This is a genomic window from Micromonospora sp. R311 (assembly GCF_056780015.1).
In genome coordinates, this window is the sequence record NZ_JBSWCE010000019.1 from 1 (window position 1) to 26,848 (window position 26,848).

General features: G+C 75.1%; 25 protein-coding genes. 11 read left to right on the plus strand and 14 right to left on the minus strand.

Annotated elements, in window-relative coordinates; all coding sequences use genetic code 11:
• On the plus strand, positions 1 to 120 hold a 120-nt coding region (locus AC1WTP_RS17500), incomplete at its 5' end, for an adenosylhomocysteinase (protein WP_481650438.1).
• 120 nt (positions 121 to 240) lie between these two features.
• On the opposite strand, the gene AC1WTP_RS17505 is transcribed toward AC1WTP_RS17500, so the two are convergent.
• The 4 genes from AC1WTP_RS17505 to AC1WTP_RS17520 all read right to left on the minus strand — a co-directional run bounded on the left by AC1WTP_RS17505 (position 241) and on the right by AC1WTP_RS17520 (position 2,958).
• Entirely contained in the window at positions 241 to 399 is a 159-nt protein-coding gene (locus tag AC1WTP_RS17505; RefSeq protein WP_481650329.1) for a hypothetical protein, read from the minus strand.
• Entirely contained in the window at positions 396 to 1,268 is an 873-nt protein-coding gene (locus tag AC1WTP_RS17510) for a hypothetical protein (protein WP_481650330.1), read from the minus strand. The genes AC1WTP_RS17505 and AC1WTP_RS17510 overlap by 4 nt, the downstream gene beginning before the upstream one ends.
• Positions 1,265 to 1,714 carry a hypothetical protein gene (locus tag AC1WTP_RS17515; protein ID WP_481650331.1) on the minus strand — a complete coding sequence of 150 codons (450 nt, stop codon included), beginning with the start codon at positions 1,712 to 1,714 and terminating at the stop codon, positions 1,265 to 1,267. Before AC1WTP_RS17515 ends, AC1WTP_RS17510 begins: the two co-directional genes overlap by 4 nt.
• 191 nt (positions 1,715 to 1,905) lie before the next feature.
• Complete coding sequence (locus AC1WTP_RS17520; protein WP_481650332.1) at positions 1,906 to 2,958, minus strand: RDD family protein; 1,053 nt, start codon at positions 2,956 to 2,958, stop codon at positions 1,906 to 1,908.
• 16 nt (positions 2,959 to 2,974) lie between these two features.
• On the opposite strand from AC1WTP_RS17520, the gene AC1WTP_RS17525 reads away from it, so the two are divergent.
• On the plus strand, positions 2,975 to 4,000 hold the full coding sequence (locus AC1WTP_RS17525; protein WP_481650333.1) for a stage II sporulation protein M: 1,026 nt from the start codon (positions 2,975 to 2,977) through the stop codon (positions 3,998 to 4,000).
• Between the two features lie 36 nt (positions 4,001 to 4,036).
• Here AC1WTP_RS17525 and AC1WTP_RS17530 read toward each other — a convergent pair whose 3' ends face one another.
• From AC1WTP_RS17530 to AC1WTP_RS17550, 5 genes are read right to left on the minus strand one after another with little or no spacing between them, the layout of a single operon-like run.
• On the minus strand, positions 4,037 to 5,347 hold the full coding sequence (locus AC1WTP_RS17530) for a DUF58 domain-containing protein (RefSeq protein ID WP_481650334.1): 1,311 nt from the start codon (positions 5,345 to 5,347) through the stop codon (positions 4,037 to 4,039).
• Positions 5,344 to 6,336 (minus strand): AAA family ATPase, encoded by a 993-nt coding sequence (locus AC1WTP_RS17535; protein WP_481650335.1) that lies wholly within the window; start codon positions 6,334 to 6,336, stop codon positions 5,344 to 5,346. Before AC1WTP_RS17535 ends, AC1WTP_RS17530 begins: the two co-directional genes overlap by 4 nt.
• The gene (locus tag AC1WTP_RS17540) at positions 6,333 to 7,766 is read right to left on the minus strand and encodes a DUF4350 domain-containing protein (protein ID WP_481650336.1); all 1,434 of its coding nucleotides are present in this window, start codon (positions 7,764 to 7,766) and stop codon (positions 6,333 to 6,335) included. Before AC1WTP_RS17540 ends, AC1WTP_RS17535 begins: the two co-directional genes overlap by 4 nt.
• Entirely contained in the window at positions 7,763 to 8,344 is a 582-nt protein-coding gene (locus AC1WTP_RS17545; RefSeq protein ID WP_481650337.1) for a DUF4129 domain-containing protein, read from the minus strand. Before AC1WTP_RS17545 ends, AC1WTP_RS17540 begins: the two co-directional genes overlap by 4 nt.
• Entirely contained in the window at positions 8,341 to 9,183 is an 843-nt protein-coding gene (locus AC1WTP_RS17550; RefSeq protein WP_481650338.1) for a hypothetical protein, read from the minus strand. Before AC1WTP_RS17550 ends, AC1WTP_RS17545 begins: the two co-directional genes overlap by 4 nt.
• A gap of 199 nt (positions 9,184 to 9,382) precedes the next feature.
• On the opposite strand from AC1WTP_RS17550, the gene mtrA reads away from it, so the two are divergent.
• The 5 genes from mtrA to hpf all read left to right on the plus strand — a co-directional run bounded on the left by mtrA (position 9,383) and on the right by hpf (position 15,287).
• Positions 9,383 to 10,072: an MtrAB system response regulator MtrA gene (gene mtrA / locus AC1WTP_RS17555; RefSeq protein ID WP_088995875.1), complete on the plus strand. Its 690-nt coding sequence runs from the start codon at positions 9,383 to 9,385 to the stop codon at positions 10,070 to 10,072.
• 78 nt (positions 10,073 to 10,150) lie between these two features.
• Positions 10,151 to 11,887, plus strand: coding sequence for an MtrAB system histidine kinase MtrB (gene mtrB, locus AC1WTP_RS17560; protein WP_481650439.1), 1,737 nt, complete (start codon positions 10,151 to 10,153; stop codon positions 11,885 to 11,887).
• Positions 11,884 to 13,683, plus strand: a complete 1,800-nt coding sequence (locus AC1WTP_RS17565; protein ID WP_481650339.1) for an LpqB family beta-propeller domain-containing protein — start codon at positions 11,884 to 11,886, stop codon at positions 13,681 to 13,683. Before mtrB ends, AC1WTP_RS17565 begins: the two co-directional genes overlap by 4 nt.
• A 5-nt stretch (positions 13,684 to 13,688) precedes the next feature.
• On the plus strand, positions 13,689 to 14,393 hold the full coding sequence (locus AC1WTP_RS17570; RefSeq protein WP_481650340.1) for a ComF family protein: 705 nt from the start codon (positions 13,689 to 13,691) through the stop codon (positions 14,391 to 14,393).
• A 246-nt stretch (positions 14,394 to 14,639) separates the two neighbouring features.
• The gene (gene hpf, locus AC1WTP_RS17575; RefSeq protein WP_481650341.1) at positions 14,640 to 15,287 is read left to right on the plus strand and encodes a ribosome hibernation-promoting factor, HPF/YfiA family; all 648 of its coding nucleotides are present in this window, start codon (positions 14,640 to 14,642) and stop codon (positions 15,285 to 15,287) included.
• A 100-nt stretch (positions 15,288 to 15,387) separates the two neighbouring features.
• Here hpf and AC1WTP_RS17580 read toward each other — a convergent pair whose 3' ends face one another.
• Positions 15,388 to 16,497, minus strand: a complete 1,110-nt coding sequence (locus tag AC1WTP_RS17580) for a GNAT family N-acetyltransferase (RefSeq protein ID WP_481650342.1) — start codon at positions 16,495 to 16,497, stop codon at positions 15,388 to 15,390.
• Positions 16,494 to 17,660, minus strand: coding sequence for a GNAT family N-acetyltransferase (locus AC1WTP_RS17585; protein ID WP_481650343.1), 1,167 nt, complete (start codon positions 17,658 to 17,660; stop codon positions 16,494 to 16,496). The genes AC1WTP_RS17580 and AC1WTP_RS17585 overlap by 4 nt, the downstream gene beginning before the upstream one ends.
• Before the next feature lie 160 nt (positions 17,661 to 17,820).
• Between AC1WTP_RS17585 and secA the strand changes: the two genes are divergently transcribed.
• A complete protein-coding gene (secA, locus tag AC1WTP_RS17590) occupies positions 17,821 to 20,742 on the plus strand; it encodes a preprotein translocase subunit SecA (RefSeq protein WP_481650344.1) in 2,922 nt (973 codons plus the stop codon).
• A 209-nt stretch (positions 20,743 to 20,951) separates the two neighbouring features.
• Here secA and AC1WTP_RS17595 read toward each other — a convergent pair whose 3' ends face one another.
• On the minus strand, positions 20,952 to 21,554 hold the full coding sequence (locus AC1WTP_RS17595) for an Rv3235 family protein (protein WP_481650345.1): 603 nt from the start codon (positions 21,552 to 21,554) through the stop codon (positions 20,952 to 20,954).
• 105 nt (positions 21,555 to 21,659) lie between these two features.
• Positions 21,660 to 21,887, minus strand: a complete 228-nt coding sequence (locus tag AC1WTP_RS17600) for a helix-turn-helix transcriptional regulator (RefSeq protein WP_481650346.1) — start codon at positions 21,885 to 21,887, stop codon at positions 21,660 to 21,662.
• Positions 21,888 to 22,102: 215 nt separating this feature from the next.
• Here AC1WTP_RS17600 and AC1WTP_RS17605 point away from each other — a divergent pair, with 215 nt between their 5' ends.
• The gene (locus AC1WTP_RS17605; protein WP_481650347.1) at positions 22,103 to 22,612 is read left to right on the plus strand and encodes a DUF6912 family protein; all 510 of its coding nucleotides are present in this window, start codon (positions 22,103 to 22,105) and stop codon (positions 22,610 to 22,612) included.
• 61 nt (positions 22,613 to 22,673) lie between these two features.
• Here AC1WTP_RS17605 and AC1WTP_RS17610 read toward each other — a convergent pair whose 3' ends face one another.
• Positions 22,674 to 23,825: a hypothetical protein gene (locus tag AC1WTP_RS17610; protein ID WP_481650348.1), complete on the minus strand. Its 1,152-nt coding sequence runs from the start codon at positions 23,823 to 23,825 to the stop codon at positions 22,674 to 22,676.
• 464 nt (positions 23,826 to 24,289) lie between these two features.
• Here AC1WTP_RS17610 and pruA point away from each other — a divergent pair, with 464 nt between their 5' ends.
• Together pruA and AC1WTP_RS17620 are read left to right on the plus strand one after the other, a co-directional pair.
• Complete coding sequence (gene pruA / locus AC1WTP_RS17615) at positions 24,290 to 25,918, plus strand: L-glutamate gamma-semialdehyde dehydrogenase (RefSeq protein WP_481650349.1); 1,629 nt, start codon at positions 24,290 to 24,292, stop codon at positions 25,916 to 25,918.
• Between the two features lie 93 nt (positions 25,919 to 26,011).
• The gene (locus tag AC1WTP_RS17620; protein ID WP_481650350.1) at positions 26,012 to 26,815 is read left to right on the plus strand and encodes a tryptophan 2,3-dioxygenase; all 804 of its coding nucleotides are present in this window, start codon (positions 26,012 to 26,014) and stop codon (positions 26,813 to 26,815) included.
• Positions 26,816 to 26,848 lie beyond the last annotated feature (33 nt).

Below are 26,848 nucleotides of genomic sequence, written 5' to 3' on the forward strand. Positions count from 1 at the left end.
GTCGCCCGGCTGCACCTGGACGCCCTCGGCGCCAAGCTCAGCACCCTCACCAAGGAACAGGCCGCCTACCTCGGCGTCTCGGTGGAGGGGCCGTTCAAGCCGGAGCACTACCGCTACTGATCCGACGCGTTCCCGACCGGGCCGGCCGCATCCGCGGCCGGCCCGGTTCGTCGTCCCGGGCCGGCTGCCCGCCGCCCCGACGCCCGGCCCACCAGCGTGGACCGCGGTGGATCGGGCCGGTCAGCGCGGTTCGGAGCCTCGCCGGGTCGGGCGGAACCAGGTCCACACGCACCAGACCAGCCAGGCCAACGAGACGACGGTGGCGAGCGTCCGCAGCCGCAGCGCGCTGAGCAGCAGCACCACGGCCAGCACCGCCAGCCACGGCCCGAAGCCCCTCACGACCGCCACCGGCCCCGCACCAGCCGCCGCACCAGCGGCGGCGCGATCCACGACCAGACGCAGAACAGCAGCCAGGCCAGCCCGAACAACCCGGCGAGCAGGTCCAGCCCGGCCAGGTTGAGTGCCATGATCACGGCCACCGCGATCAGCCAGGTGCGCAACGTGCCCAGCCGGTAGAGCGGGCGCAGCGGGCGCAGCAGCGGGTGGGTGTACACCCGGAACTCCCAGGCCGCGTCGGCGTAGTCGGCGTCGGTCGGGTCGTGCGCCACCGCCTGGCCGAACGATCGGTGGGCCGCGTCCACCCGGCCCCGCTGGGCGGCTGCCGCCCCGTGCAGCGCGAGCGCCACCGGATGGCCCGGCCAGGCGCCGAGGAACTCCCCGGCCACCCGCTCCGCCTCCCGGTCGTCGCCGCGGGCGTACGCCAGCTGGAAGCGGGAGGCGAAGACCGGCGGTGCCTGCGGCGCCAACGCGGCGGCCCGGGCGACCAGCCGGTCCGCCTTGTCGGCCTGCCCCACCGCGCTGCACAGGTCGGCGTACTGGCAGAGCAGCCAGGGGTTCTGCGGCTCGATCGCCAGCCCGTCGAGCAGCGCCCGCTCCGCCGGGGCGTACTCGTCGAGGTGGCGCAGGGCGAGGCCGAGCCGGCCGAGCAGGTCCGCATCCGGGCCGACCTCGGCGAGGCCCTGTCGGGTGACCGTGGCGACGTCGGCCCAGCGGTCCAGGTCGGACAGGGCGGCGGCCCGCAACCGGAACGCCGTCACGTCGATGGCGAGGGCGGCGGGGAGCCGGCTCAGCTCGGCCAGGGCCTGCTCGGCCCGGTTCAGCTCCAGCAACTGGGCGGCCCGCACGAGCGCCGGGTCGGGGGCGCTCATCCGGCGGCGGCCAGCAGGGCGATCAGCAGGGCCTCGGCGCCGCCGAGCAGCAGCACCGCCGCGATGCCGGGCAGCCAGAGCGACGCCGGGCCGCCGCCGCGCAGCTGGTACGCCCGGAACCGGCCCTTCTGGGTGGCCGAGACGACCAGCCAGACCAGGGCACCGGCCAGCGCGCCGATCAGCCGGACGGGTCGGCTCGCCTCGCCGGCGAAGACCGCCAGGGTGATCCCGGTCCGCGCGATCACGGCGGCCAGCCCGGCGCCGGCCACCGTCAGTGCGGCCCGGCGGGGCAGGCCCAACCGGGCGGCGTTGACCAGCGCCAGCACGGTGACCGCGGTCGGGCCGCCGAAGACGGCGGGGAAGAGCAACGACTGGGGACGCCACGGCGGGCGCTTCGGTTCGTACGCCGCGGGGGCGATGGTGGGGGTGAACAGGTCGTCGGCCACGGATGGTCCTGTCTGCGATAGGGGCAGGGCGGATCCTGCCACAACCGGCCCGTCCGGGCGGACCTCGCGCCGCGTCGGCCGAGGCCGGGGCGGCCGTGCGCCGGCGCGGCGCCGGTCACCCGCCGGGGCGGCCGGGCAGCGGCCCGGCGCCGGTCACCCGGCGGGGTGGCCGGGTACCGGCCCGGCGCCGGTCACCCGCCGGGGTGGTCGTCGGGCACCGTCGCCGGCCGCAGCGTGGGCGGGCCGGCCTGCGCCGGCACGACCACCGGCGGCTCGCCGGGCACCGCCGGCCGGACGTACGACGGTGGGGCGGCGGCCGGCGGTGACGCGATGGCCGGTGTGGGCGTCCCGGGCGCCGTGGTGGCCGGTGGGGTGGCCGGGCCGGGCAGCAGCTCCGGCCAGAGCGCCGCGGCGACCGCGCGTTCCCGGGCCAACCGGTGCCGCGCCCGGCGGTGCCGCTCACCGAGCACCGCGGCCAGGTAGACCGTCTCCGGCAGGCCCGGCGGCGGGGGCGGCGTGATCACCGCGGCGACCTCGGCCCACAGGCCGCGGGCCAGCCGGGCGCGCGCCGGCTCGGCCAGCTGGTGCACCCGGGCCAGGTACTGCCGCGCGGCCAGCGCCAGGCGGTCGTCCAGCCGGCTCAGGTCCAGGGTGTACGCCCAGCCCACCAGCGCCGGCACCGAGGTCGGCACCGGTCGCCAGATCGTCGCCGAACGGGTGTGCACGACGAGCGTGCCGGCCACCAGGTCGCCCAGCCGCCGGCCGCGCCGGTCGGTCAGCATCACCGTCACGCCGGCCACCCAGCTGAGCAGCGGCAGCACCAGGCCCGGCCACTCCACCGCGACGCCGACCAGCGCGCGGGTCAGCGACTGCCGAAGGCCGACCGGGGCGCCGTCGGCGCTGACCACCCGCAACCCGACCGCCATCTTGCCCGGCGTCCGGCCGTGGTTGAACCGTTCGAAGAGCACCGGGTAGCCGACCAGCACGGCGACCAGCGCGACGGTCCCGAACGCGTTGCTCAGCGCCGCGTCCACCACGACCATCGGCAGCGCGGCGAGCACGATGCCGACGAGCATGGCCAGGGTCAGCGCGAGCAGCAACTGCGCCAGCACGTCGAGCAGCAGCGCGAGCGCCCGCGAGCCGATCCGCGCGGCCCGCACGTCCAGCTCCACGGCCTCTCCGCTGACCAGCCCGGCGTCGCCCCAGGCCGGGGAGGGGGCCGGCGGTCGTGGTTGCGCGCTCACCCCGACAGTGAACACTATGATCCCCGGACGGGGGTGGGCGGTGGATCTCGACGCGTACGTCGCGGAGCACGGCGGGGAGTGGCGTCGGCTCGAGGTGTTGACCGGCCGGCGCCGGTTGGACGCCGCCGAGATCGACGAGTTGGTCGTGCTCTACCAGCGGGCCGCCACCCAGCTGTCGGTGCTGCGCAGCCGCTCGCCCGACCCGGCGCTGGTCGGTCAGCTCTCCCAGGTGGTGCTCCGGGCCCGGGCCCGGCTCACCGGGCGGCCCCGGCCGTCCTGGGCGGCGGTGGGCCGGTTCCTGCTGGTCGGGTTCCCCGGCGCGGTCTACCGGGCCTGGCCGTGGTGGTGCGGCGTGGCGACCGCCTTCACGCTGCTCAGCTTCTTCCTGATCTGGTTCGTGGCCGGCAACCCGGACACCGCGGCGGCGTTCATCGGCGAGGAGGCGGCCGCCGAGCTGGTCGACTCCGCCTTCGCCGACTACTACACCGAGTACTCCGCGCCGACGTTCGCCCTCCAACTGTGGACGAACAACGCCTGGGTGGCCGCCCGCTGCCTGGCCGCCGGGGTGCTGATCGTCCCGGTGCTCTACCTGCTGTGGCAGAACGCGTTGAACATCGGCGTGACCGGCGGGGTGATGGTCGCGCACGGCCGGGCCGACGTCTTCTTCGGCCTGATCACCCCGCACGGGCTGCTGGAGTTGACCGGGGTCTTCGTGGCGGCCGGCGTCGGGCTGCGGACGGGCTGGGCGTGGATCGCACCGCCGGCCGGGCTGACCCGGGGCCAGGCGGTGGCCCGGGCGGGCCGCCAGACCATCCTGGTCGCCGTCGGCCTGGTCGGGCTCTTCGCCGTCTCCGCCCTCGTCGAGGCGTTCGTCACCCCGGCGCCGGTGCCGGTCCCGCTCCGCGTCGCCGTCGGCGCCGCCGTCTGGCTGGCCTTCCTGGCGTACGTCCTCATCCTCGGCTCCCGCGCCCCGTCCCGCTCCGCCTCCGATCCGGTTGATCATGAGGTTGACGGCGTTCCCGATCTCCGGGACCACCGCTAACCTCATGATCAACGGCGGGGTGGGGCCGGGTGGGGGTTAGAGCTGGGCCTGGGATTTGAGGCGGAGGTAGGTGTCGGCGAGGGTGGGGGCTAGGCGGCCGGCGGGGGCGTCGACGACCGTGACGTTGTGGCGGGCCAGGGCCGCGCGGATGCGGTCCCGCTCGGCCAGCGCCCGCCAGCCGGCCGCCGCGGCGTAGGCGTCTCCCGGTCGGGCCGGTGCGGCGGTGGTGAGCGCGGTCAGCACCGGGTCGTGGGTCGCCGCGATCAGCACCCGGTGTCGGGCGGCCAGCCGGGGCAGTACGGGTAGCAGGCCCGCGCTCAGCGCGCCGGCCTCCAGCGCGGTGAAGAGCACCACCAGGCTGCGCTGCCGCTGCCGGCGCAGCAGCTCGCCGGCGATCAGGTCGAAATCCGTCTCCACCAGGGCCGGTTCCAGCGGGGCCAGCGCGTGCACCAGCCGGGGCAGCAGCGCCGGCCGCCCGGTCCCGGTCACCGTGGCGCGTACGGCGGTGTCGGCGGCGAGCAGGTCGACCCGGTCACCGGCGCGCGCCGCGAGGGCGGTGAGCAGCAGCGCCGCGTCGATCGCGGTGTCCAGCCGGGGCTCGTCGCCGACGCGTACCGCCGAGGTGCGGCCGGTGTCCAGCACGCAGACCAGCCGCCGGTCCCGCTCCGGCCGCCAGGTGCGCACCAGCACGTCGGCCCGGCGGGCGCTGGCCCGCCAGTCGATCGAGCGCACGTCGTCGCCGACCACGTACTCGCGCAGGGTGTCGAACTCGGTGCCCTGGCCCCGCCCCCGGGTGACCTGGGTGCCGTCGATCACCCGGAGCCGGGAGAGCTTCTCCGGCAGGTGCCGGCGCGAGTCGAAGCGGGGCAGCACGCGCAGCGTCCACGGCGGCGTGGCCGGGCGGCCCGAGCGCTGGCGGAACGCCAGCCCCAGCGGGCCGAGCGAGCGGACGGTCAGCGCCACCGCCGGCCGGTCGCCGCGGCGGGTGGGGGTGAGCCGGCTGGGCAGCGCGACGGTCTGGCCCGGCTCCACCCGCACCACCCGCTTGGGCGGGACGTCCGGGCGGGCGCCGGCCGAGGGCACCCAGGCGTCGCGCACCAGCGCCCGCAGCGTACGGCCGGAGGCGTTGCCCAGGTGCAGCACGACGGTGGCGGTCTCGCCGAGCCGGACCGCGCGGTCCCCGTCCCGGGTGGCGGTCACCGCGCCCGGCGGCACCGCCAGCGCCCGGTCCAGCGCCACCAGCAGCAGCACCATCCCGGTCATCACCAGCACCCCGGCGAGCGGCGACGGCCAGGCCGGCAGGGTCAGCGCGCCGGCCGCCAGCAGGAGCGCCGCCCGCCAGGTCATCGCGGCGTCGACACGGTGGCCAGCACCGTGTCCAGCACCGCGTCCACGCTGACGCCCTCCAGCTCGACCTCCGGCCGCAGCCGCAGCCGGTGCCGCAGGGTCGGCCGGGCGACCGCCTTGACGTCGTCCGGGACGACGTGGTCGCGGCCGGCCAGCCAGGCCCACGCTTTGGCGGTGCTGAGCAGGGCGGTGGCGCCCCGGGGCGAGGCGCCCAGCTCCAGCGCGGGGGTGGCCCGGGTGGCCCGGCACAGGTCGACCAGGTAGCCGAGCAGCGGCTCGGCCACGTGCACCCGCCCCACGGCGGCCCGCGCCGCGGCCAGATCGGCGGCCCCGGCCACCGGTCGTACGCCGGCGGCGGCCAGGTCGCGGGGGTCGAAGCCGGCGTGGTGCGCCCGCAGCACGCCCAACTCCTCCTCCCGGCTGGGCAGCGGCACGGTGAGCTTGAGCAGGAACCGGTCCAGCTGCGCCTCCGGCAGCGGGTAGGTGCCCTCGTACTCGATCGGGTTCTGGGTGGCGGCGACGATGAACGGGTCGGGCAGCAGCCGGCGATCACCCTCGACCGAGACCTGCCGCTCCTCCATCACCTCCAGCAGCGCCGACTGGGTCTTCGGCGGCGTCCGGTTGATCTCGTCGGCGAGCAGCAGGTTGGTGAAGACCGGCCCCTCGCGGAAGGTGAACGCGGCGGTGTGCGGGTCGAAGATCAGTGACCCGGTGACGTCGCCGGGCATCAGGTCCGGGGTGAACTGCACCCGCTTCGAGCCCAGGTCGAGCGCGGTGGCCACGGTGCGGATGAGCAGCGTCTTGGCCACCCCGGGCACGCCCTCCAGCAGCACGTGCCCACGGCAGAGCAGGGCGATCACCAGACCGGTGACCACCGCGTCCTGCCCGACGACCGCCTTGGCCACCTCGGCGCGCAGCCGGTGCAGGGCGGCTCGGGCGTCGTCGGGGTCGGCGGTCCGTGGCTCGGCGGTTCCGGCGGGTCGGGTCACCGGGGTTCTCCTTCGGGTCGGTCCGGCAGTGGCGCGTCGGGGGAGGCGGGCGGCGACGCCACCGTACGGGTCACCCCGTCCAGGGTGCGCGCCAGCTCCAACAGCTCCTGGTCGGTCTCCGGCTCACCGCCGTACAGCAGTTCCCCGGTGGCGGCGGGGTCGCCGCCGGTGCGGGCGGCGACCGCGCCGGCCACCTGGTCCGGTGGGGCGTCGGCCGGCAGGTTGAGCCGGGGCAGCAGCCGGGTCAGCGCGGCCTCCCGCAGGGTCCGGGCGGCCGCCTCGCGGGCTCCGGCGCGCTGGTAGAGCCGGGCCCGGCCGAGGACCGTCTCGGCGGAGCGGACGGTCACCGGCAGCGGCTCGGCCGCCGGCGGGCCGAGCCGACGGGCCCGCCAGAGCGCGAGGACGAGCGCCGCCAGCGCGAGCTGGGCCAGCAACGCCCAGAACCAGGGCGGAAAGGCGGCCCAGAGCGGGTTCGGCGGGTCGTCCTGGTCGGCGGCCTCGTTGCCGTCGCCGGAACCGGACGAGTCACCCCCACCCGGGCCGCCGGGCGCGCCGGGCCGCCCCGGCTCGCCCCGGCCGTCCCTACTGCCGTCGCCGGTGCCGTCGCCGTTGCCGTCGTCCGGCCCGTCCCCCGGGCCGTCCCCGGTGACGGGCGGGCCGCCCGCGCCGGCGGTCGGCGGCGGTTCCGCGTCGGCCAGATCGAGCCAGACCACCCGGCCGGCGACGCCGAGCAGGCCGGTGGCGAAGGCGAGGTTGTCCCACTCGGCGATCCGGTCGTTGCGGAACGGGTCGCTGGCGCCGACCACCACCTGCTCGGCCGGCCCCGGCAGGTGGGCCAGCGCGCCGGAGAAGCAGAACTCGACCTGGCCGGAGCGGTAGGCGCCGGCGGTGTAGCGCTGCAGGCCGACGGCGGCCGCACCGACCGCGTCCAGTTCTCGCAGCCGGCAGGGCAGCCCGTCGGCCGCCGGGCCCAGGGCCTGCGCCGCCCACCGGCGCTCGGCGGGCAGCAGCGGCAGTCCGGCGGCGGCCAGCACCGGGCGGGCCGGGTCGACCAGGACCAGCCGGGTGCCGGCCGGGAGCCGGTCCAGCGTCCGGACGGTGTCCGGGCGCAGCAGCTCCGGCGCGGGGACGAAGAGCGTGGCCGGCCCGGACCGGACGGCGGCCAGCGCCGCCCGGGTGGTGGTCTCCCGCTGCACGGTGACGCCGCGGTCGCGCAGGGCCGCGGCGAGGCGGCTGCCGCCGTGCTCGCCGGTGGCGACGGGGGAGAGGAAGCCGCCGTCGGCGTCGGGCTGGTCGACGGCGTGGGTGACCAGGGTGGTGGTGAGCAGCAGCGCGGCCAGCCCGATCGGGATCAGGATCCGGTGTCGCCGCCGGTGTCGCCGGGTGCCGGTCCGCGCGCCGGGGGTCGTCGTGGTGGTGGTCGGGGTCACGGCCTGCCCTGCCCCTCGGTCGGGTCGGCCAGCACCCGGTGCAGCTCGCGGGCGTGCTCTCGCATCCGCCGGTCGTGCTCCGCGGTGGCGGGGCGCTCGGCGTACCAGAGCTCGGAGAAGATCGCGCCGGCCGCGCGCAGCGGCGGGCCGGCCGGCGGGTGCCCGTCACTGGCCGCGGTGATCACCTCGATGACGGTCATGCCGGAGCGCAGCCGCACCGGCCGCCGGGTGACCAGCTCGCGGAGCATGCCGCGCAGCCGCTCGCGGACCGCCTCGGCGTAGCGCCCCTCGGCGGCCAGCCGATCGGCCAGGGACAGGTGGCCGGCGGCCGGCGGCTCGTCGGCCGGCTCCCGGGCCGCCGGCACGGCCGGCGCGGCGGCGGTCACCGGACCCGGCGGGCTCCGCCGCGGCGACCGGCGGCGCAGCCGCGGCAGCCGGCGGGGCACCCAGGCCGGGTAGGCGTACCAGGCGGCGGCGACCAGCACCGCCGCGAGCACGAGCAGCAGCGCGGCCAGCGGCAGCGGCACCCGGTCACCGAGGGCCGCCGTGGTCTCGGTCCACCACCGGCTGAAACTCATCGCCCGGCCGCCAGCAGCACGGCGTCCGGCGTGCCGGCCGGCGCCCGGGCGAGCAGGATGTCCAGCCCCTCGGTGCGGATCCGGGTCTCCAGGTGGACCGCGGCGTCGAGGCAGGCGATCGCCGGGTACGCGACGCTGTTCACGCCCGCCCAGATGATCAGGGAGACCGGCAGCTGCCACGCCTCGGGCAGCAGGTCGAGCCCGTCCAGCCCGTAGTAGACGCCCACCCCGAGGCCGACCCGGACCAGCCACCAGGCGAGGTAGCCGAGCAACCGGACCGCGCCGGCCCGGCCGCCGGCGCGGACCGCGAGCACGGCCGAGCGCAGCGGGGCGCGCAGCGGGTGGACCCGGTCCACGACCAGCGCCGGGGTCACCGCGCCGAGCAGGGCGAAAGCGATGATCCAGGCCGGCCCGAGCAGGGCGGCGGTGGCCATCACCGCCCCGACCAGCGGCACTAGCAGCAGGGTGGCGCCCCAGCGGGCCCCGGCGGGGCGGAGCAGCTCCCGGGCGCCGGCCCGGCGGCCGAGCAGCGCGGCGCCGGCGGCCCGGGCGGCCGGGTTGCCCAGCAGTGCGATGATCATCGCCTCGGTCGCCGCGCCGACGGCCAGGAGCAGCCAGTACCAGGCGAAGTGGCCGAACTCCACGAACCAGAGCGGCTGATCCGTGTCGGCGGCGAGGCGCAGCGGCAGGAGCAGGAGTTGCTCGCCCGCGGCCAGCACGGCGGCGAGCGGGACCAGCACCCGGGCGTGGTCGCGCAGCAGCAGGACCGCCGAGTCGAGCAACTCACCGACGGTGAGCGGGCGACGCGGGAGCACGGCGGTCGGGCCGGCGTCGGGCACGCGTACTCCTGACGGACGAACGGTGGTGGCGCGGGACGGCACACGCGGGGATCATGGTGTCACGCGCGGTCCGGCGGGGTGGACCCGCACGCCGGGCGGCGCCGTCCGGAGCCGGTTGCTGGGCGCCGGCGTCCCGCGGCAGTACCGTGCCGGGTGACGTTGATCCCACCGAACTGAACGGGGATGGAAAATTAATCCCATGAGAGCCCGGGTACTGGTGGTCGACGACGACCCCGCGCTCGCCGAGATGCTCGGCATCGTCCTGCGCAGCGAGGGGTTCCTGCCCTCGTTCGTGGCCGACGGGGAGCGGGCGTTGGCCGCCTTCCGTGACAACAGGCCCGACATCGTGCTGCTCGACCTCATGTTGCCCGGTATGAGTGGTATCGACGTGGCCCGGTCCATCCGGGCCGAATCGGGCGTCCCGATCGTCATGCTGACCGCCAAGAGCGACACCGTCGACGTGGTCCTCGGCCTGGAGTCCGGCGCCGACGACTACGTGGTCAAGCCGTTCAAGCCCAAGGAACTGGTGGCCCGGATGCGGGCCCGGCTGCGGCGCGGCGAGGACGCCGCCCCGGAGATGCTGACCATCGGGCCGCCCGGCAACCAGATCACCATCGACGTGCCGGCGCACACGGTGAGCCGCAACGGCGAGGAGGTGAAGCTCACCCCGCTGGAGTTCGACCTGCTGGTCGCGCTGGCCCGCAAGCCGCGGCAGGTCTTCACCCGCGAGGTGCTGCTGGAGCAGGTGTGGGGCTACCGGCACGCGGCGGACACCCGGCTGGTCAACGTGCACGTGCAGCGGCTGCGCGCCAAGATCGAGCCGGACCCGGAGCGGCCGGAAATCATCCTCACCGTGCGGGGCGTGGGCTACAAGGCGGGGACCGGATAGCCTGGTCCTACTGTGGTCACCTCCCCGGTCCAGGACTCCCCGTCAGCAGCTCCCCGCCGCCGTGGCGCCGCGTGGGAGCTGTGGCGTGGGCTCGCCGCCCGGGGCGCCCGGCTGCTCGCCGCCCTGCACCTGACCTGGCGGCGCTCGTTGCAGCTGCGGGTGGTGACCATCACCCTGGTGGCCTCCAGCCTGCTGGTGGGCGGGTTCGCCTACGTGATCGCGAACAAGATCACCGACATCCTGCTGGAGAACGCCGTCACCGACGCGCGGCTGCGGTTGACCAGCGGGGCGGACTACGCCGCCAAGCAGGTCTACCTCTTCGGCCAGCCGCAGGAGGCCCAGCTCCAGGACACCATCGAGGGCACGGTCAACTACCTGGCCGGCGGCGACCCGCAGCAGACCAGCGGCGTGGTGGTGGCGATCACCGCCGACGACTACACCGGCCTCCTGCACACCCGCAGCTCGCCCGCGGTCGACGTCCGGCCGCTGATCAGCCGGGAGATGCGCGCCGCGGTCGCCGACGGCAACGTGGCCAAGCAGATCCGCACCGGCCGGCTCACCGGCGAGCGCACGAAATACCTGGTGTACGGCTCGCCGGTGCCCACCCGGTTCGGCCAGATCGAGCTCTACTACTTCGTCCCGCTGGCCCGGCAGGACGCCACCGCCGCCGACGCCCGGGCCACCGTGGCGGCCACCGGCGTCGCCCTGGTGCTGCTGCTCGGGCTGCTGGCCGCACTGGTCACCCGGCTGGTGGTGACCCCGGTCCGGGTGGCCGCCCGGACCGCGCAGCGGCTCTCCGCCGGGCTGCTCGACCAGCGGATGGCGGTCAACGGCGAGGACGACCTGGCGCTGCTCGCCGCCTCCTTCAACCAGATGGCCACCAACCTGCAACGGCAGATCCTCCGGCTGGAGGAGATGTCCCGGTTGCAGCGCCGCTTCACCTCCGACGTCTCACACGAGCTGCGGACCCCGCTGACCACGGTCCGGATGGCCGCCGACCTGATCTTCGCCGAGCGCGACGAGTTCGATCCGGCGGTCGCCCGCAGCGCGGAGCTGCTCCAGGCCGAGCTGGACCGGTTCGAGGAGCTGCTCACCGACCTGCTGGAGATCAGTCGCTTCGACGCCGGGTTCGCCATGCTCGACGCCGAGCCGACCGACCTGGTGCCGGTGGTGCACCGGGTGGCCGACCGGCTGGCCGGGCTGGCCGAGCGGGTCGGGGTCCCCATCGAGCTGGACGTGCCGACCGCCCCGGTGATCGCCGAGGTGGACCCGCGCCGGGTCGAGCGGGTGCTGCGCAACCTGGTCGGCAACGCGGTCGAGCACGGCGAGGGCAAGCCGGTGCTGATCACCCTGGGTTCGGACGAGACCGCGGTGGCGATCACCGTGCGCGACCACGGGGTGGGGCTCAAGCCGGGCGAGGAGAAGCTGGTGTTCAACCGGTTCTGGCGGGCCGACCCGTCCCGGGCGCGGCAGACCGGCGGCACCGGGCTGGGGCTGTCGATCAGCCTGGAGGACGCCCGGCTGCACGGCGGCTGGCTGGAGGCGTGGGGGGCGCCGGGGCAGGGCGCGCAGTTCCGGCTCACCCTGCCGGCCCGCGCCGGTGACCGGCTCACCACCTCGCCGCTGCGGCTGGTGCCGGCCGACGCGGCCCTGCCGTTCGGCGGCCCGCGTGACGGTGGGCTGCTGGCCATCGGCCCGGGCCCGGATGGCGCACTGGCGATCGCACCGGCTCCGGGGGCGGCCCGTGGTAGCGACGCCGCCGCCGGCCCGGCCGGCGAGGGCGCCGCCGGGGCGAAGGCCGAGGCGCGGTCGTGAGACGCTCGCTGCTCACCGGCGTCGCCGGGCTCGCCCTGCTGGCCACCGGGCTGACCGGCTGCGGCATCCCGGACCGCACCGACGTCGAGGTGGAGCGCCGGGTATCGACGGCGGAGGCCGGGCCGTTCAGCGGTCACAGCCTGGAGCCGCCCACCCGGAAGGCCGCCGGGGGCAACGCGGACACCTTCGTCCGCAACTTCCTGGCCGCGGCCGCCGGCGAGCCGGACCGCGCCTACCAGCGGATCAAGGACTACATCGACCCGCAGCACCACGACCGGCTCCAGGAGAAGCAGGGCAGCGAGATCGCGCTCACCGTGGTGCGGCTGACCGACGACCCGGTGATCACGCCCGACGTCGACAGCACGAAGGTCGTCATCAACGTGCAGCAGATCGGCGTGCTGCGGGCGAACGGCACGCTGGTGCCTCCGGTGGCCACCGAGCGGAGCTACGAGTTCAAGCTGCGCAGCGCGGCCACCCCCGGGCAGGGTGACGTCGAGCAGGCCGGTCTCTACGTGCAGGACCCGCCGAACGTGCTGCTGCTCAGCGACGTGGCGTTGGAGCAGTACTACAAGTCCTCGTCGGTCTACTTCTGGAGCTCGGACCGCAGCCGACTGGTGCCCGACCTGCGCTATTTGCCCGACGCGGTGCCGGAGGAGCGGCAGGTGACCGAGGTGGTCCGGTGGCTGATCGGCGGTCCGTCCGACTGGCTGCGGCCGGCGGTCACCGCGCTGCCGGACCGCACCGAGCTGATCAACAACGCCACCGGGAGCGCCGGCCGGTGGGAGGTCAACCTGGCCATGTCCGGCAACGACGAGCGGCGGCTGGACCAGTTCGCCACCCAGCTCGCCTGGTCACTGCCGGACGTCGACGGGCAGCTGGAGCTGAAGGTCCAGAACCAGTCCCGCCGGGTGGTCGACCTGAGCGGCCAGCGGCTGGCCAACCGGGTCTACCCGCTGACGCAGAATCCGCAGCGGTTCTGCGTCTACGACGGCGCGGTGCACCCGCTCGCCGTCGTGGGGGAGCCGGGGACGGTGCCGGTGGCCGGGGAGGCCAACCGCAACGTGGTGTGGGCCAACTTCGGCCGCGCCGGTGATCGGACGCTGGCCGCGCTGGTGGTCACCGGGCCGAACAAGCGGCAGCGGCTCGCCGTGGGCAGCGGCGTCGCTCCGCTGACCGACCTGCGCCGAGGGCCCGAGCACACCGCGATCGGCCGGCCGGTCTGGCTGCGTACCCTCGACCCGCTGAAGCCGCGCGGGCTGGTGGTGGCCGACAAGAACCTCTACCGCTTCGACGGGGACGCGGCGATGAGCCAGGTGCAGCTCAACGGCGTGACGGGCGAGGTCACCGCGGTGGCGACGTCGCTGGACGGTCACCGGGCCGCGCTGATCGTCGGCGGCGGGCTCTACGTGGCCGCGGTCAGCCTGGACGGCGACCAGGTCAGCCTCGGGCCACTGCGGAAGGTGTTCACCTCGCTGACCGCCCTCTCGGCGGTCGACTGGAGCGGGGAGGATCAGCTGGTCGTGGCCGGTTCGGTCGACCGTCCGGCGGTCTACCAGGTCAGCATCGACGGCGCCCGGCAGGCCGGGCTGCACGAGAAGTTGGGCGCCAGGGTGACCCACCTGGCGGCGTATCCGGTCAACCCGGTGGTGCCGCAGCCCAGCGTGGTGCTGTACGAGGCGAACGGGGTGGCGTACAGCGGGTCGTCGCGGATCCAGCGGGACCAGGTGCTGAACGTGAGCCCGTCGCCGACCGGGGATCGCCCCGGCAATCCGACCGCCCCCTTCTTCCTCTACTGATCCCGGTGCGGGACGTCGGCGCGCTCTGGGCGGACCTCGCCGACCTGGTGCTGCCCGCCACCTGCGCGGGCTGCCGGGAACACCGGCCCGGCCTGCGGCACGGGGTGTGCCCGGAGTGCGCCGGGCAGTTGCAGGCGCTGCGTCCCCGCCCGGCACGGCCCACCCCCGCCCCGCCCGGCCTGCCGCCCTGCGTCGCCCTCGGCCCGTACGCCGGGCCGCTGCGGGAGACGCTGCTGGCGTACAAGGAGCACGGCCGGCACGGGTTGGCCCGACCGCTGGGCGGGCTGCTCGCCGAGGCGGTGGCCACCGCGCTCGGCGGGACCCGCCCGGTGACGCTGGTGCCGGTGCCGGACACCGCGGCGGCGGCCCGGGCCCGCTACGGCGACCACCTCGGCCGGCTGGCCCGGCACTGCGCCCACCGGCTGCGGCGGGCCGGCTGGCCGGTGCGGGTACGCCGGCCGCTGCGTGCCCTGCCCCGCCCGGACTCGGTGACGCTGGACAGCGCGGGCCGGGCGGCGGCGGCCGAGTCGGCGTTTCGGGTGCGCTCCCGGGTGGCGCCGGCGCCGGCCGGGACCGCCGTGGTGGTGCTGGACGACATCGTCACCACCGGCGCCACCCTCGCCGCGGTCAGCCGGGCGCTGGCCGCGACCGGCCTGTCACCGGCGGTCGCCGTGGTGCTCGCGGCGACCGAGAAACGGCAACAGTCGTAACCGTTCGTGTTTCCGTTTCACCCGTTGGTGTATGAGCTGTGAAAATTTCTGAGCGGTCTCGGCAACCGGGGGTGACTGTGCCATGAACAGGCGTTAGCGTTTTGCTGTCGGGGGTAGGAGGTCTTCCCAGCCGCCCCCGGCGGTGAAAGGAGGCGTAGCCGTATTGACCGGTCGACGCCGAGTGGGGCCTCCCCGGAGCGCGCGACCGGATGCCGGATCGAACGACCATCCGAACGAGGAGGTCACGTGGACATCGTGGTCAAGGGCCGGAACGTCGAAGTTCCCGACCATTACCGGGTGCACGTCGCGGAGAAACTCGCGAAGATCGAACGCTACGATCACAAACTCATTCGCGTCGATGTGGAGCTGTTCCACGAGCGCAATCCGCGTCAGGCGGACCACTGCCAGCGGGTGGAGATAACCTGCGTCTCCCGCGGTCCGGTGATCCGGGCCGAGGCCTGCACGAACGACTTCTACAGCGCGCTCGACGCGGCGATCGCCAAGCTCGACACCCGGTTGCGCCGGGCGGCCGACCGCCGCCGGGTCCACCGGGGTCGGCACGCGCCGCTCTCCGTCGCCGCCGCCACCGCCGGCCTGCCGGTGGCGGACCTCGACGTCCCGCCGCTGTCGGCGCCGGTGAACGGCGCGAGCGCGGCCACCGCCACCGCGGTCGCGGAACGGGTCGACGCCGAGGACGAGTACGACGACCAGCCCTGGCACATCGCGCGGGAGAAGGTGCACCCCGCCGAGCCGATGACCGTCGACGACGCGCTGTTCCAGATGGAACTCGTCGGCCACGACTTCTACCTGTTCCAGGACAAGGAGTCCGGCCGGCCGAGCGTCGTCTACCGCCGGCACGCCTACGACTACGGCATCATCTCGCTGGCGATCTGAGGAGCCGAGCGCGGTCGTGGCGGCGGCACCGCCCGCCGCCACGACCGGGCGGCGCGAGGTAGGTGGTCGGCTGCCCGCCCGGCCCGCGCGGCACGCCGGGTCAGCGCAGTTCCGCCGGCAGCAGTCCGAAGACCAGGTCGTCGACGCGGCTCCCGGCCAGGCCGGGCAGCCGCCCCCGCAGCAGCCCCTCGCGCCGGAAGCCGACCTTCTCCAGCACCCGGTGCGAGGCGATGTTGTCGGGCATGGTGCCGGCGGTCAGCCGGGCGATTCCGGCCGGCCCGAAGGCCCAGCCGGCGAGCAGTCGGACGGCCCGGGTGGCGATGCCGCGACCCCGCGCGGCCGGCAGCAGCGCGTAGCCGACGCTCGCCTCGCCGGCCGGCAGGTCGGTGTAGGAGAGCCCGCAACTGCCGGCCGGCTCGCCGGTGGCCGCGTCCAGGATCAGCAGCCGGGCGATGCTGCCGGTCAACCAGCCGCTCTCCGCCAGCCGGCAGCGCCGCTCGATCGCGTCCCGGGTGGGCGGCACCGGGGGCGCCTGGTTCGCCACCACCTCGGGGAGCGTGTGCAGCCGGAACATCAGGTCCGCGTCGTCCGGGGCGAGCCGGCGCAGGGTCACCACGCCGTCGTCGAGCCGGCCGTCGGGCAGGTCGGGCAGCGGGCGCGGAGTCGGCCCGGGCGGGTCGTCGGCGAGACGTACCCAGGCGAGCAGGTCGTGCCGGCCGCCGCCCCGGGTCGGGTTGGCGGCGCGGCGTACGCCCTCGTAGCGGAAGCCGGCGGCGAGCGCCACCCGCTGGCTGGCGGCGTTCTCGGCGTGGGTGAGCAGTTCCAGCCGGGCGGTCCCGGTGGCGAACGCGTGCCCGGCCAGCGCCCGGGTCGCCGCGGTGGCCACCCCCCGCCCGCGCGCCCACGGCGCCACCCAGTAGCCGATCTCGGCCTGGCTCCGGTAGGCCACCGGCTGGCTCAGTCCGACCCCGCCGAGCAGCCGGTCGGTGTCCCGGTCCGCCACCGCGTAGGCGGCCCCGCCGGTGGCCCAGGCCGCGGGTGCGCCCTCGGTGACCCACCAGCGGGCGTCCGCCTCGGTGTACGGCGACGGCATGCCGGAGATGAACCGCTGGGTCAACGGGTCGGCGCAGGCGGCCGCGGTGTCGGCGACGTCGTCGTCGCGGAACTCCCGCAGCCGGATCCCGTACGCCTCGACCACCTTCGGCGTCACGACAGGTCCTCGGCGAGCAGCCCGGCCACCCAGGCGTCCAGCCGCTCGCCCCGGTGGTTGACCCCGCCGCGGGCGGTGCCCTCGACGGTGAAGCCGGCCTTCTCGGCGACCCGGCGGGACGCGGTGTTGCCCACGTTCGCCCGCCACTCGATCCGGGCCAGGCCGAGCGTGGCGAAGCCCCAGGCGCAGAGCGCGGCGAGCGCGGCCGGCTGGTAACCCCGGCCCCGGGCGTGCGGCGCGGTCATGAAGCCGACGTCGGCCAGCAGCGGGTCGGCCGGGGAGAGCCGCAGGTCGATCGAGCCGGCGTACCGGTCGTCGGTGTCGGCGATCGCGTACGACGCGCCGGTGCCGCCCGCCCAGGCCGCCTCGGCGACGTCCCGCCGGAACCCCTCGGCGTGCTCGCGCCGGTACGGGTCGGGCACGGTGGTCCAGCGGACGGTCTCCGGGTCCTGGCAGGTGGCCACGACCGCGTCGAGGTCGCGTTCCTCCATCGGGCGCAGCCGCAGCTCGGTGGCGCCGGTGGTGGCGAAGAGGACCGGCTGGGGGCGGCCGAAGACGGCGGCCCGCCGGGCCTCCAGGGTGCCGGGGCCGGCCGGGCCGGTGCTGCCGGCGGCCGGCACCTCGCCGGGCAGCAGCGAGCCGATCCAGCCCTGGTTGCCGCCGTCGGGCGCCGGGTCCGCCAGCCGCAGCCGCCCCTCGACCCGGAACCCGGTGCGCAGCGCCACCAGCCGGGACGCGTGGTTGCCGACCTCGGCCTGCCAGATCAGCCGGCGCAGCTTGAGGGTGTCGAAGGCCCAGCGGGCGACCGCCCGGGCGGCCCGTACGGTGACGCCGCGCCCGCGGGCCCAGGGGGCGACCCAGTAGCCGATCTCGCCGGAGCCCAGGCCGGTGTCGATGGAGACCAGCCCGCACGAGCCGAGCAGCTCACCGGTGGCCGCGTCGCAGACCGCGAAGGGCGCCCCCCGGCCGGCCGACCAGTCGCCCGGCGCCACCTCGGTGACGAACCTCTGGGCGTGTTCGGGTAGGTACGGGCGGGGTACGGTGGTCCAGCGCTGAATGTCCGGGTCCTGGCAGGCGCGGTGCACGGCGTCGGCGTCGGCGGCCCGCCAGGGGCGCAGCAGCAGGCCGTCCTCGATGATCTCCACGGGCTCCACCCGACTCATCGTGCCGGATCGTTCGCGGACGGCGTAACGGATATCGGCGCCGCCGGGGGACGGGCTGCGTGTTATGTCGTTTTCGTTGGGACGGACCGCCGCCACCAGTGACCATCGCCCCGATGGAGCGCCTACGATGGTTCGAGACTGTCTAGGGGAGCGTTGATCCGTGTCGATTCTGGAAAAGGTCCTCCGCGCGGGCGAGGGCCGTATGGTGCGCCGGCTCAAGGCCATCGCCGCCGCCGTCAACTCGATCGAGGACGACTACGTCAACCTCACCGACGCCGAGCTGCGCGGCATGACCGAGCAGTTCAAGGAACGGCTGGCCGACGGCGAGACCCTCGACGACCTGCTGCCCGAGGCGTTCGCGGTGTGCCGCGAGGCGGCTGCCCGGGTGCTCGGCCAGCGCCCGTACGACGTCCAGGTGATGGGCGGCGCGGCGCTGCACTTCGGCAACATCGCCGAGATGAAGACCGGTGAGGGCAAGACCCTGACCTCGGTCATGCCGGTCTACCTGAACGCGCTCTCCGGCAAGGGCGTGCACGTGGTCACGGTCAACGACTACCTGGCCCAGCGGGACGCCGCGTGGATGGGCCGGGTGCACGAGTTCCTCGGCCTCACCGTCGGCGTGGTGCTGCCCAACCGCCCGGCCACCGAGCACCGGGCCGCGTACGAGTGCGACATCACCTACGGCACCAACAACGAGTTCGGCTTCGACTACCTGCGCGACAACATGGCCTGGTCGCGGGACGAACTGGTCCAGCGCGGGCACAACTTCGCGGTGGTCGACGAGGTCGACTCGATCCTGATCGACGAGGCCCGCACCCCGCTGATCATCTCCGGCCCGGCCGAGCACTCCGCCCGCTGGTACGGCGAGTTCGCCGCGGTGGTGGCCCGGCTCCAGCCCGGCAAGGACGGCGAGGGCGACTACGAGGTCGACTACGCCAAGCGGACCATCGCGGTCACCGAGCGCGGCGTCGCCAAGGTCGAGGACCGGCTCGGCATCGACAACCTCTACGAGTCGGTGAACACCCCGCTGGTCGGCTACCTGAACAACGCCATCAAGGCCAAGGAGCTCTACAAGCGCGACAAGGACTACATCGTCAGCGACGGCGAGGTCCTGATCGTCGACGAGTTCACCGGCCGCATCCTGCACGGCCGCCGCTACAACGAGGGCATGCACCAGGCGATCGAGGCCAAGGAGGGGGTGGAGATCAAGCAGGAGAACCAGACCCTGGCCACCATCACCCTCCAGAACTACTTCCGCCTCTACGAGAAGCTCTCCGGCATGACCGGTACCGCGCAGACCGAGGCGGGCGAGTTCAACAAGGTCTACAAGGTCGGCGTGGTGACCATCCCGACGCACCGGCCGATGGTCCGGCAGGACCGGCCGGACGTCATCTACAAGACCGAGAAGGCCAAGTTCAACGCCGTGGTGGAGGACATCGCGGAGCGGCACGGGGCCGGGCAGCCGGTGCTGGTCGGCACCGTCTCGGTGGAGAACTCCGAGATCCTCTCCCAGCTGCTGCGTCGGCGGGGCATCCCGCACTCGGTGCTGAACGCCAAGTTCCACGCCCGGGAGGCCGAGATCGTCGCCCAGGCCGGGCGCAAGGGCGCGGTCACCGTGGCCACCAACATGGCGGGCCGGGGCACCGACATCCTGCTCGGCGGCAACCCCGAGTTCCTCGCCGCGAGCGAGCTGCGCCAGCGCGGCCTCGACCCGCTGGAGCACGAGGAGGAGTACGCCAAGGCGATGGAGGAGGTCCTGCCCAAGTGGAAGCAGGCCTGCGAAGCCGAGGCGGAGGAGGTCGCCGCCGCCGGTGGCCTCTACGTGCTGGGCACCGAGCGGCACGAGTCCCGGCGGATCGACAACCAGCTGCGCGGTCGCTCTGGCCGGCAGGGTGACCCGGGCGAGTCGCGCTTCTACCTGTCGCTGCAGGACGAGCTGATGAAGCGGTTCCGCTCCGGCGCGGTCGAGGCGGTCATGGACCGCTTCAACATCCCGGAGGACGTGCCCATCGAGTCGAAGATGGTCACCCGGCAGATCAAGAACGCGCAGGCCCAGATCGAGGGCCAGAACGCCGAGATCCGCAAGAACGTGCTGAAGTACGACGAGGTGCTGAACAAGCAGCGCCAGGTGATCTACGCCGAGCGGCTCCGGGTGCTCAACGGCGAGGACCTCTCCGACCAGGTCCGCAACATGATCGACGACGTCATCGAGGCGTACGTGCAGGGGGCCACCGCCGAGGGCTACGGCGAGGACTGGGACCTCGAGCAGCTCTGGTCCAGCCTCAAGCAGCTCTACCCGGTCGGCATCACCATCGAGGAGCTGGAGGAGGAGGCGGGCGGCTCGCGGGCCGGCATGGACGCCGACTTCCTGATGTCCCGCCTCAAGGAGGACGCGCACGCCGCGTACGACCGGCGGGAGGAGCAGCTCGGCGAGGAGGCGGTACGCCAGCTCGAGCGGATGGTGCTGCTCCAGGTCATCGACCGCAAGTGGCGTGAGCACCTCTACGAGATGGACTACCTGCAGGAGGGCATCAACCTGCGGGCGTACGCCCAGCGCGACCCGGTGATCGAATACCAGCGCGAGGGCTTCGACATGTTCGCCACCATGATGGACGGCATCAAGGAGGAGACGGTCGGCTTCCTCTACAACCTGGAGGTCCAGGTCGCCGAGCCGGAGCCGGAGGCCGAAGAGGTCAAGCTGCTCGACAAGCCGGTGGAGATCCGGGCCAAGGGCCTGAACCGGGCGCCGCAGCAGCAGGGTCTGCAATACTCCGCGCCGACCATCGACGGCGAGGCGGGTCGCGGCTCGGTGGCCGTCGAGCCGGCCGAGGAGCAGGCTCCCGCGCTCGGCATCGGGCGGGGGGCCAAGGCCGCTCCGGCGGCACCGGGGACGACCGCGCCGAACGCCCCGCAGCGCCCGGCGACCGGGCTGCGCGGCCCGGCCGTCGCGTCGAGCGCGGCCCGCCGGCCGGCTCCGGGGCAGGCGGAGGCGGGCAACGGCCCGTCCCGCAACGCGCCCTGCCCGTGCGGCTCCGGCCGCAAGTACAAGCGCTGCCACGGCGCGCCCAGCGGCGGCGCCTGATCCGACGCTCGCCCGACGGGCCCCGGCCAGTTCGGCCGGGGCCCGTCGGCGTCTCCGGCCCGCCGCGGCGGCGTCCACCGTCTTGATCGACTCCGGGTGCGGCAGGGCGGGGTATCCGGCCGCGGGACACCCCGATCTGCCGCAACCGGAGCCTCAGCCCCCGCCGCCCGTCGGACGGCCGGCGGCTGCGGCCCGGCCGGCCGGGCCCGTCACAGGACCTGGAGGGCGGTGCAGAGCCAGGTGCCGCGGCGGTGTTCCAGGCGCAGCGCCATCGCCCAGGCGTGACCGTTGCCGCCGGCGAGCACCGCGGCCACCTCGACCGCGGCGGCCCGGGGCTCGCAGACCCGCAGCCGGCGCAGCCGCACGGCGGGCCGGGTCGACCGGCGGCGCACCGGGCCGGTCCGCGCGCCGGCCCGGGCCAGCTCGGACAGCAGCTCGGCGGCCCGGGCCGGGTCGAGTAGCGGCCGGAGCTGCCCGGGTGGACGGTAGCCGTTGAGCACCTCGAGGCACGTGCCGACGAAGCGGTGGGCCGCCCGGGTCGCCTCGGGCGTGGCGGTCACCAGGGCGCCGGGCGGCAGCGGGCCGGGGGCGCGGCGGCCGGGCCCGGCGGGGGCGGGCCCGGGCCGCAGCCGCCGGTCCGGCGGTCGGCCGGGCTCCCGGCGGACCCGCTCGAACAGGTCGAGGGCGAGCTGGCCGTCCCCGGGCAGTGGCCAGTGGCTGCCGTCCTCGTCGACGAAGGGTGGCTCGAACGAGGGCGCGGGCCGCAGCCGCACGGGCGGCCGGGACGGGCCGGGTCGGCGGGAGTCCGTCATCGCGTTGCCCCCTCGAAGCTTGCGTTTGCCTTCGTTTGCCTCTGGCTGCCTCTCATTCTTGAGCATGGCAGAGCCCGTGGTCAATGGCTCACCGCGTCGGCGGGGTCACTCGGAGTCGCGGTCGGCGAGCGGGTTGCTGCGTACCCACTCGGCGGTCTCCGCGTACTTGCGCTGGATGTACTCCTCCAGTTGGGCGCGCTCCACCCGCCACTGGCCGCGCCCCCCGATCTTGATCGCGGGCAGTTCGCCGCTGCGCACCATGTGGTAGACCTGCGAATCCGACACGTTGAGCTCGGCGGCCACGTCGGAGAGGAGCAGGAACCTCGGCTCCACGGAGACTCCCGGGGTTGGCGTCGTTTGGCTCAGTTTGCCACCGCCTGCCGGTGTCGCCCAGCACCCGCCGGCCGTCCCGGCCACTTCCGGCGCGGGACACACCGGGGCGGAACTTCCACCGGGCGAGGTGCGAGGTGTATGACGGTCACGGCGTGCGGCATGATCGGCGCCCGGGCCGGTGGACGCCGGCGGAGGACTCAGCAGGGAGACGACCGGTGAGCGACGACCTTGTCCGGGTGTACGTGCCGGCGACCGTCCCGATGCTGTCCCGGCTGCGGGAGCAGGGGCTCGCCGCGGCGCAGGCGCACGCGGTGACCCCGGCCCTGCGGGAGTGGTACGCCGAGGGCGACGAGGAGGAGTTGGAGTACGTCGCCTTCACCCGCGCCGCCCAGGACGCGTTGCAGCTGCTCCGGGCCGACCCGGGCGCGCCCCGCCGCAGGGTGGTGGTCTCGGTGGACCTGCCGGCCGCGGCGGTCGGGCGCGGTGACGGCGAGCTGGGGTCGAGCGGGGTCGAGCTGGCCCGGCCGGTGCCGGTCGAGGCCGTCGCCGCGATCCACGTGGACGGGTCGGAGGCGGTCGAGGACGTGACCGCCGCCGCCGAGGTGGTCGCCGAGGCGCTCGCCGGTGACCCGGACGCCCAGTTCACCGTCGACGGCGCCGAGGACCACGAGCTGGAGTGGTACGACGTCACCGAGCTGGACCTGCTGCTGCGTACCGCCACCTGACCCGCTCGGCGCGGGCGGCGGCGCGGCGACGCGGACCTGCGTGCCGCCCGGCCACACCCGGTCAGCGGTCGGCCGCGGCCTCCGCGGGCTCCGGGTCGTCGTCGGTCGGCGCCGGGCCGAGCGTCCGGCCGAACAGGACCAGCGCGGTCAGCGCGCCCACGAAGAGCACCCAGATGGCGTTGTCCACCCGCGAGGTGCCCAGCGACGTCTGGGCCACCGCGTCCGCCTCGCTCAGCGCGGCGGCCAGGTCGAGCAGGGAGCGCCCGCCGACCCGGATGACCACCTCGGCGACCACCAGGAGCAGGCCCGGGCCGGCCCCGGCCAGCAGGTACGCCGGCCAGCGCAGCACGGGGGCGCCCGGGTCGCGCCGGGTGGCCCGGCGGCGGGCCCAGGTCAGGTAGCCGAAGGCGAGCAGCCCGGCGACCAGCCCGGCGAGCAGGGACTCGGTGCGCGACACCCACTTGGCCGCGGTGACCAGCGACTCCTGCGTGTCGCCGGCGCCGAAGAGGTCGAAGAGCGGGTCCCGGGCCCGGCTGAACGCCACCACGAAGACCAGCGTGCCGAGCGCGGCGGCCACCACGGCGCCGACGGTCGGGGCGCTGCGGGCGCCGGCGACGGCCCCGCCGATGATCGCGGCGGCGGCGGTGGTGCCGGCGATCACGTTGGTGGTCGCGTTGTCGGCGTAGGTGAGGTTGATCGCGAACGCGGCGGCGAGCCCGATCAGCAGGCCGGCGCCGATCGCCGCGAGGAAGCGCAGGGTGGCCCGGTCGCCGACCCGGCGGCCGAGCAGGTCGACCCCGGAGAGGGCGAACGCGGCGCCGGCGACCAGCGCGGCGGAGATCACTCCCGGCAGCGCGAAGGCGGAGAGGCTGATCGCGGTGACCCCGGCCGCCGCCGAGGTGATCGCCTCGCGGGTCGACCAGAGCATGGCGGCCAGCCAGCCCAGTGCCAGCAGCGCGAGCAGCGGCGCCGCCGGCGCGGCGGCGCCCGCCGGAGCGTCGTCGGCCGGTCCCGCGCCGGTGGATGCTGCCCGTTCGGCGTCCGTCGGGTCGGCGGCACCGTCCGCCGGTCCCGCCTCGTCCGCCGCCGTCCGGGTGGTGGCGGCCGGTCCGGCGGTCGCGGGTGCGGCGCCCGGGCCGGCGGCCGCAGTGGTGTCGTCGGCCACCGGCTGGTCCGACTCCGCGGCCGCGGAGCCGCCGGGCTGCTTGGTCATCGTCTCCCCTTCGAGGCGGGCCGGCCCCCGGGCGGTCGGCCGGGCACGGGCGGGCAGGTCACCGGCAACCCAGGGTACGCGCCCACCCGCCCCGCCCGGCCGTCCCGCCCGGTGACCGGAGGTTCGGGTCGGTGCCGCGGCGATCCCCGACACCCACCTCTCGACCGACCGGACCGGGGCCGGCGGCTCGGGGGAGCCGGCCGCGCTCGTGAAGGGCCTGGTCGGCTGCCCGGCTCGAGCTGCGCGCCGACGACCCGCGCGCCGCCGGGCACCTGCTGGCGCCCGGCGTGGCGGCCCGGCGGGGAGGGCGGGGCAGGGTGGAGGCGAGGGGCCCGCATGGGAGAATTGGCCCCGGTCCCGCCGCCGCGACCGGCTACCGTCGCGCGGCGTCCCGGCGCAGGTCACCCGGCCGTGCGCCCGCGGGTCCGGTTTCGCCACCGCTGTCGAGATCGCCAGGAGCCTTGATGGACGCCGTGTTCTCCGTACCCGAGCCCCGTAACGAGCCGGTACGCAACTACGAGCCGGGTAGCGCCGACCGGGAGCGGCTCCAACGGCGACTGGCCGAGTTGGCCGCCGAGCGGATCGACCTGCCGATGACCATCGCCGGTGAGCAGCGGATGGCCGGCGGCGAGTCGATCGACGTGGTCCAGCCGCACAGGCACGCGCACGTGCTGGGCGTCACCGCGCACGCCACCCACGACGACGCCCGCGCGGCGGTCAAGGCGGCCAAGGACGCCGCCCCGATGTGGCGGGCGCTGCCGTTCGAGGAGCGGGCGGCGATCTTCCTGCGCGCCGCCGAACTGCTCGCCGGCCCCTGGCGGGACACCCTGAACGCGGCCACCATGCTCGGCCAGTCCAAGACCGCCATCCAGGCGGAGATCGACTCGGCCTGCGAGTTCATCGACTTCCTCCGGTTCAACGTGCACTTCGCGCGCCGGCTCCTGGCCGAGCAGCCGCTCTCGTCGGCCGGCACCTGGAACCGGTTCGACCACCGGCCGCTGGAGGGCTTCGTCTACGCGATCACCCCGTTCAACTTCACCGCGATCGCCGGCAACCTGCCGTCGGCGCCGGCCCTGCTGGGCAACACCGTGGTCTGGAAGCCGGGCCCGACCCAGCAGTTCGCCGCGCACTTCACCATGCGGCTGTTCGAGGCGGCCGGGCTGCCGGCCGGTGTGATCAACATGGTCACCGGTCGGGGCGAGGAGGTCTCCGACGTGGTGCTCGCCGACCCCGACCTGGCCGGCATCCACTTCACCGGCTCGACCAAGGTCTTCCAGCACCTGTGGAAGACCGTCGGCGACAACATCTCCCGCTACCGGGGCTACCCCCGGCTGGTCGGCGAGACCGGCGGCAAGGACTTCGTCGTGGCGCACTCCAGCGCCGACGTGGACGCCCTGCACACCGCCCTGATCCGCGGCGCCTACGAGTACCAGGGCCAGAAGTGCTCCGCGGCGTCCCGGGCGTACGTGCCGCGGTCGATCTGGGAGGGCGGGCTGCGGGACCGGCTGGCCGCCACCGCGGAGTCGCTGGCCTACGGTGACGTCACCGACTTCAGCAACTTCGGCGGCGCGGTCATCGACGCCAAGGCGTTCGACCGGCACACCGCCGCGCTGGAGCTGATCAGCGGCGACGACACCTGCCGGATCATCGCCGGGGGCACCGCCGACGACTCGGTCGGCTACTTCGTCCGGCCGACCCTGTTCGAGTGCACCGACCCGGCGCACGAGACGTTCACCACCGAGTACTTCGGCCCGATCCTCGGCGTGCACGTCTTCGACGACGCCCGCTTCGACGAGGTGGTCGCCCAGGCCGAGTCGATCGCCCCGTACGCGCTGACCGGGTCGATCTTCGCGACCGACCGCCAGGTGGTCGACGCGGTGGCGGAGAAGATGCGGTACGCGGCCGGCAACTTCTACATCAACGACAAGCCGACCGGTGCGGTGGTCGGGCAGCAGCCGTTCGGCGGCGCCCGGGCCAGCGGCACCAACGACAAGGCCGGCTCCTGGCACAACCTGGTGCGCTGGATGTCGCCGCGGACGATCAAGGAGACCTTCGTCCCGCCGACCGACCACACGTACCCGCACATGGGCTGAACCGGCGACGGTGGCCGGCGGCGCGTTCCGCGTCGCCGGCCACCGGTCCGTCGGCGGTGAGCGGGGGCCGGAGCGCGGCGGTAGCGTGGCGCGATGAGCCACCCCACCCCCGCGTACGACCCCCGGTTCGGTGAGCAGGGTGGCCTGCTCACCTACAGCGACTACCTGCGGCTGGCCGACCTGCTCGCCGCGCAGGTGCCGGAGTCCGATCCGGCCTCCCACGACGAACTGCTCTTCATCACCATCCACCAGGTCTACGAGCTGTGGTTCAAGCTGCTGCTGACCGAGCTCTCCGACGCCCGGGACCGGATGCTCGCCGGCGAGACCTACCTGCCGCGGGTGCGGCTGGAGCGCTGCCACGTGGTGGAGCGGGTGCTGATCGGCCAGGTCGACGTGATCGACACCATGACCCCGCAGGATTTCCTGGTCTTCCGGACCAAGCTGGCGCCCGCCTCCGGCTTCCAGTCGGTGCAGTTCCGGGAGATCGAGTTCCTCTCCGGGCTGAAGGACCCGGACTTCCTGCGCCGGTTCCGGGGACTGTCCGCCCCGGACCGGGAGCGGCTGGAGCGGCGGCTGGCCGAGCCGAGTCTCTGGGACGGCTTCCTGGCCGTGCTCGACCGGGCCGGCTTCGACGTCTCCGAGGCGGAGGCACGCTTCGCGGCGTACGCCACGATCGCCGCGGACCGGGAGCGGTTCGGGCCGCTGTGGGACCTCGCGGAGGCGCTGGTCGCCCACGACCAGGCGTTCTCGCTGTGGCGGGCCCGGCACGTGCTGATGGCCGAGCGGCAGATCGGCACCAAACCGGGCACCGGCGGCTCGGCCGGCGGGGCGTACCTGCGCTCCCGGGTGGAGACCCGGTTCTACCCGGAACTGTGGGAACTGCGCAGCCGGCTGTGAGGCATCGACGCTCCGCCACGGACTGTCTTGCGC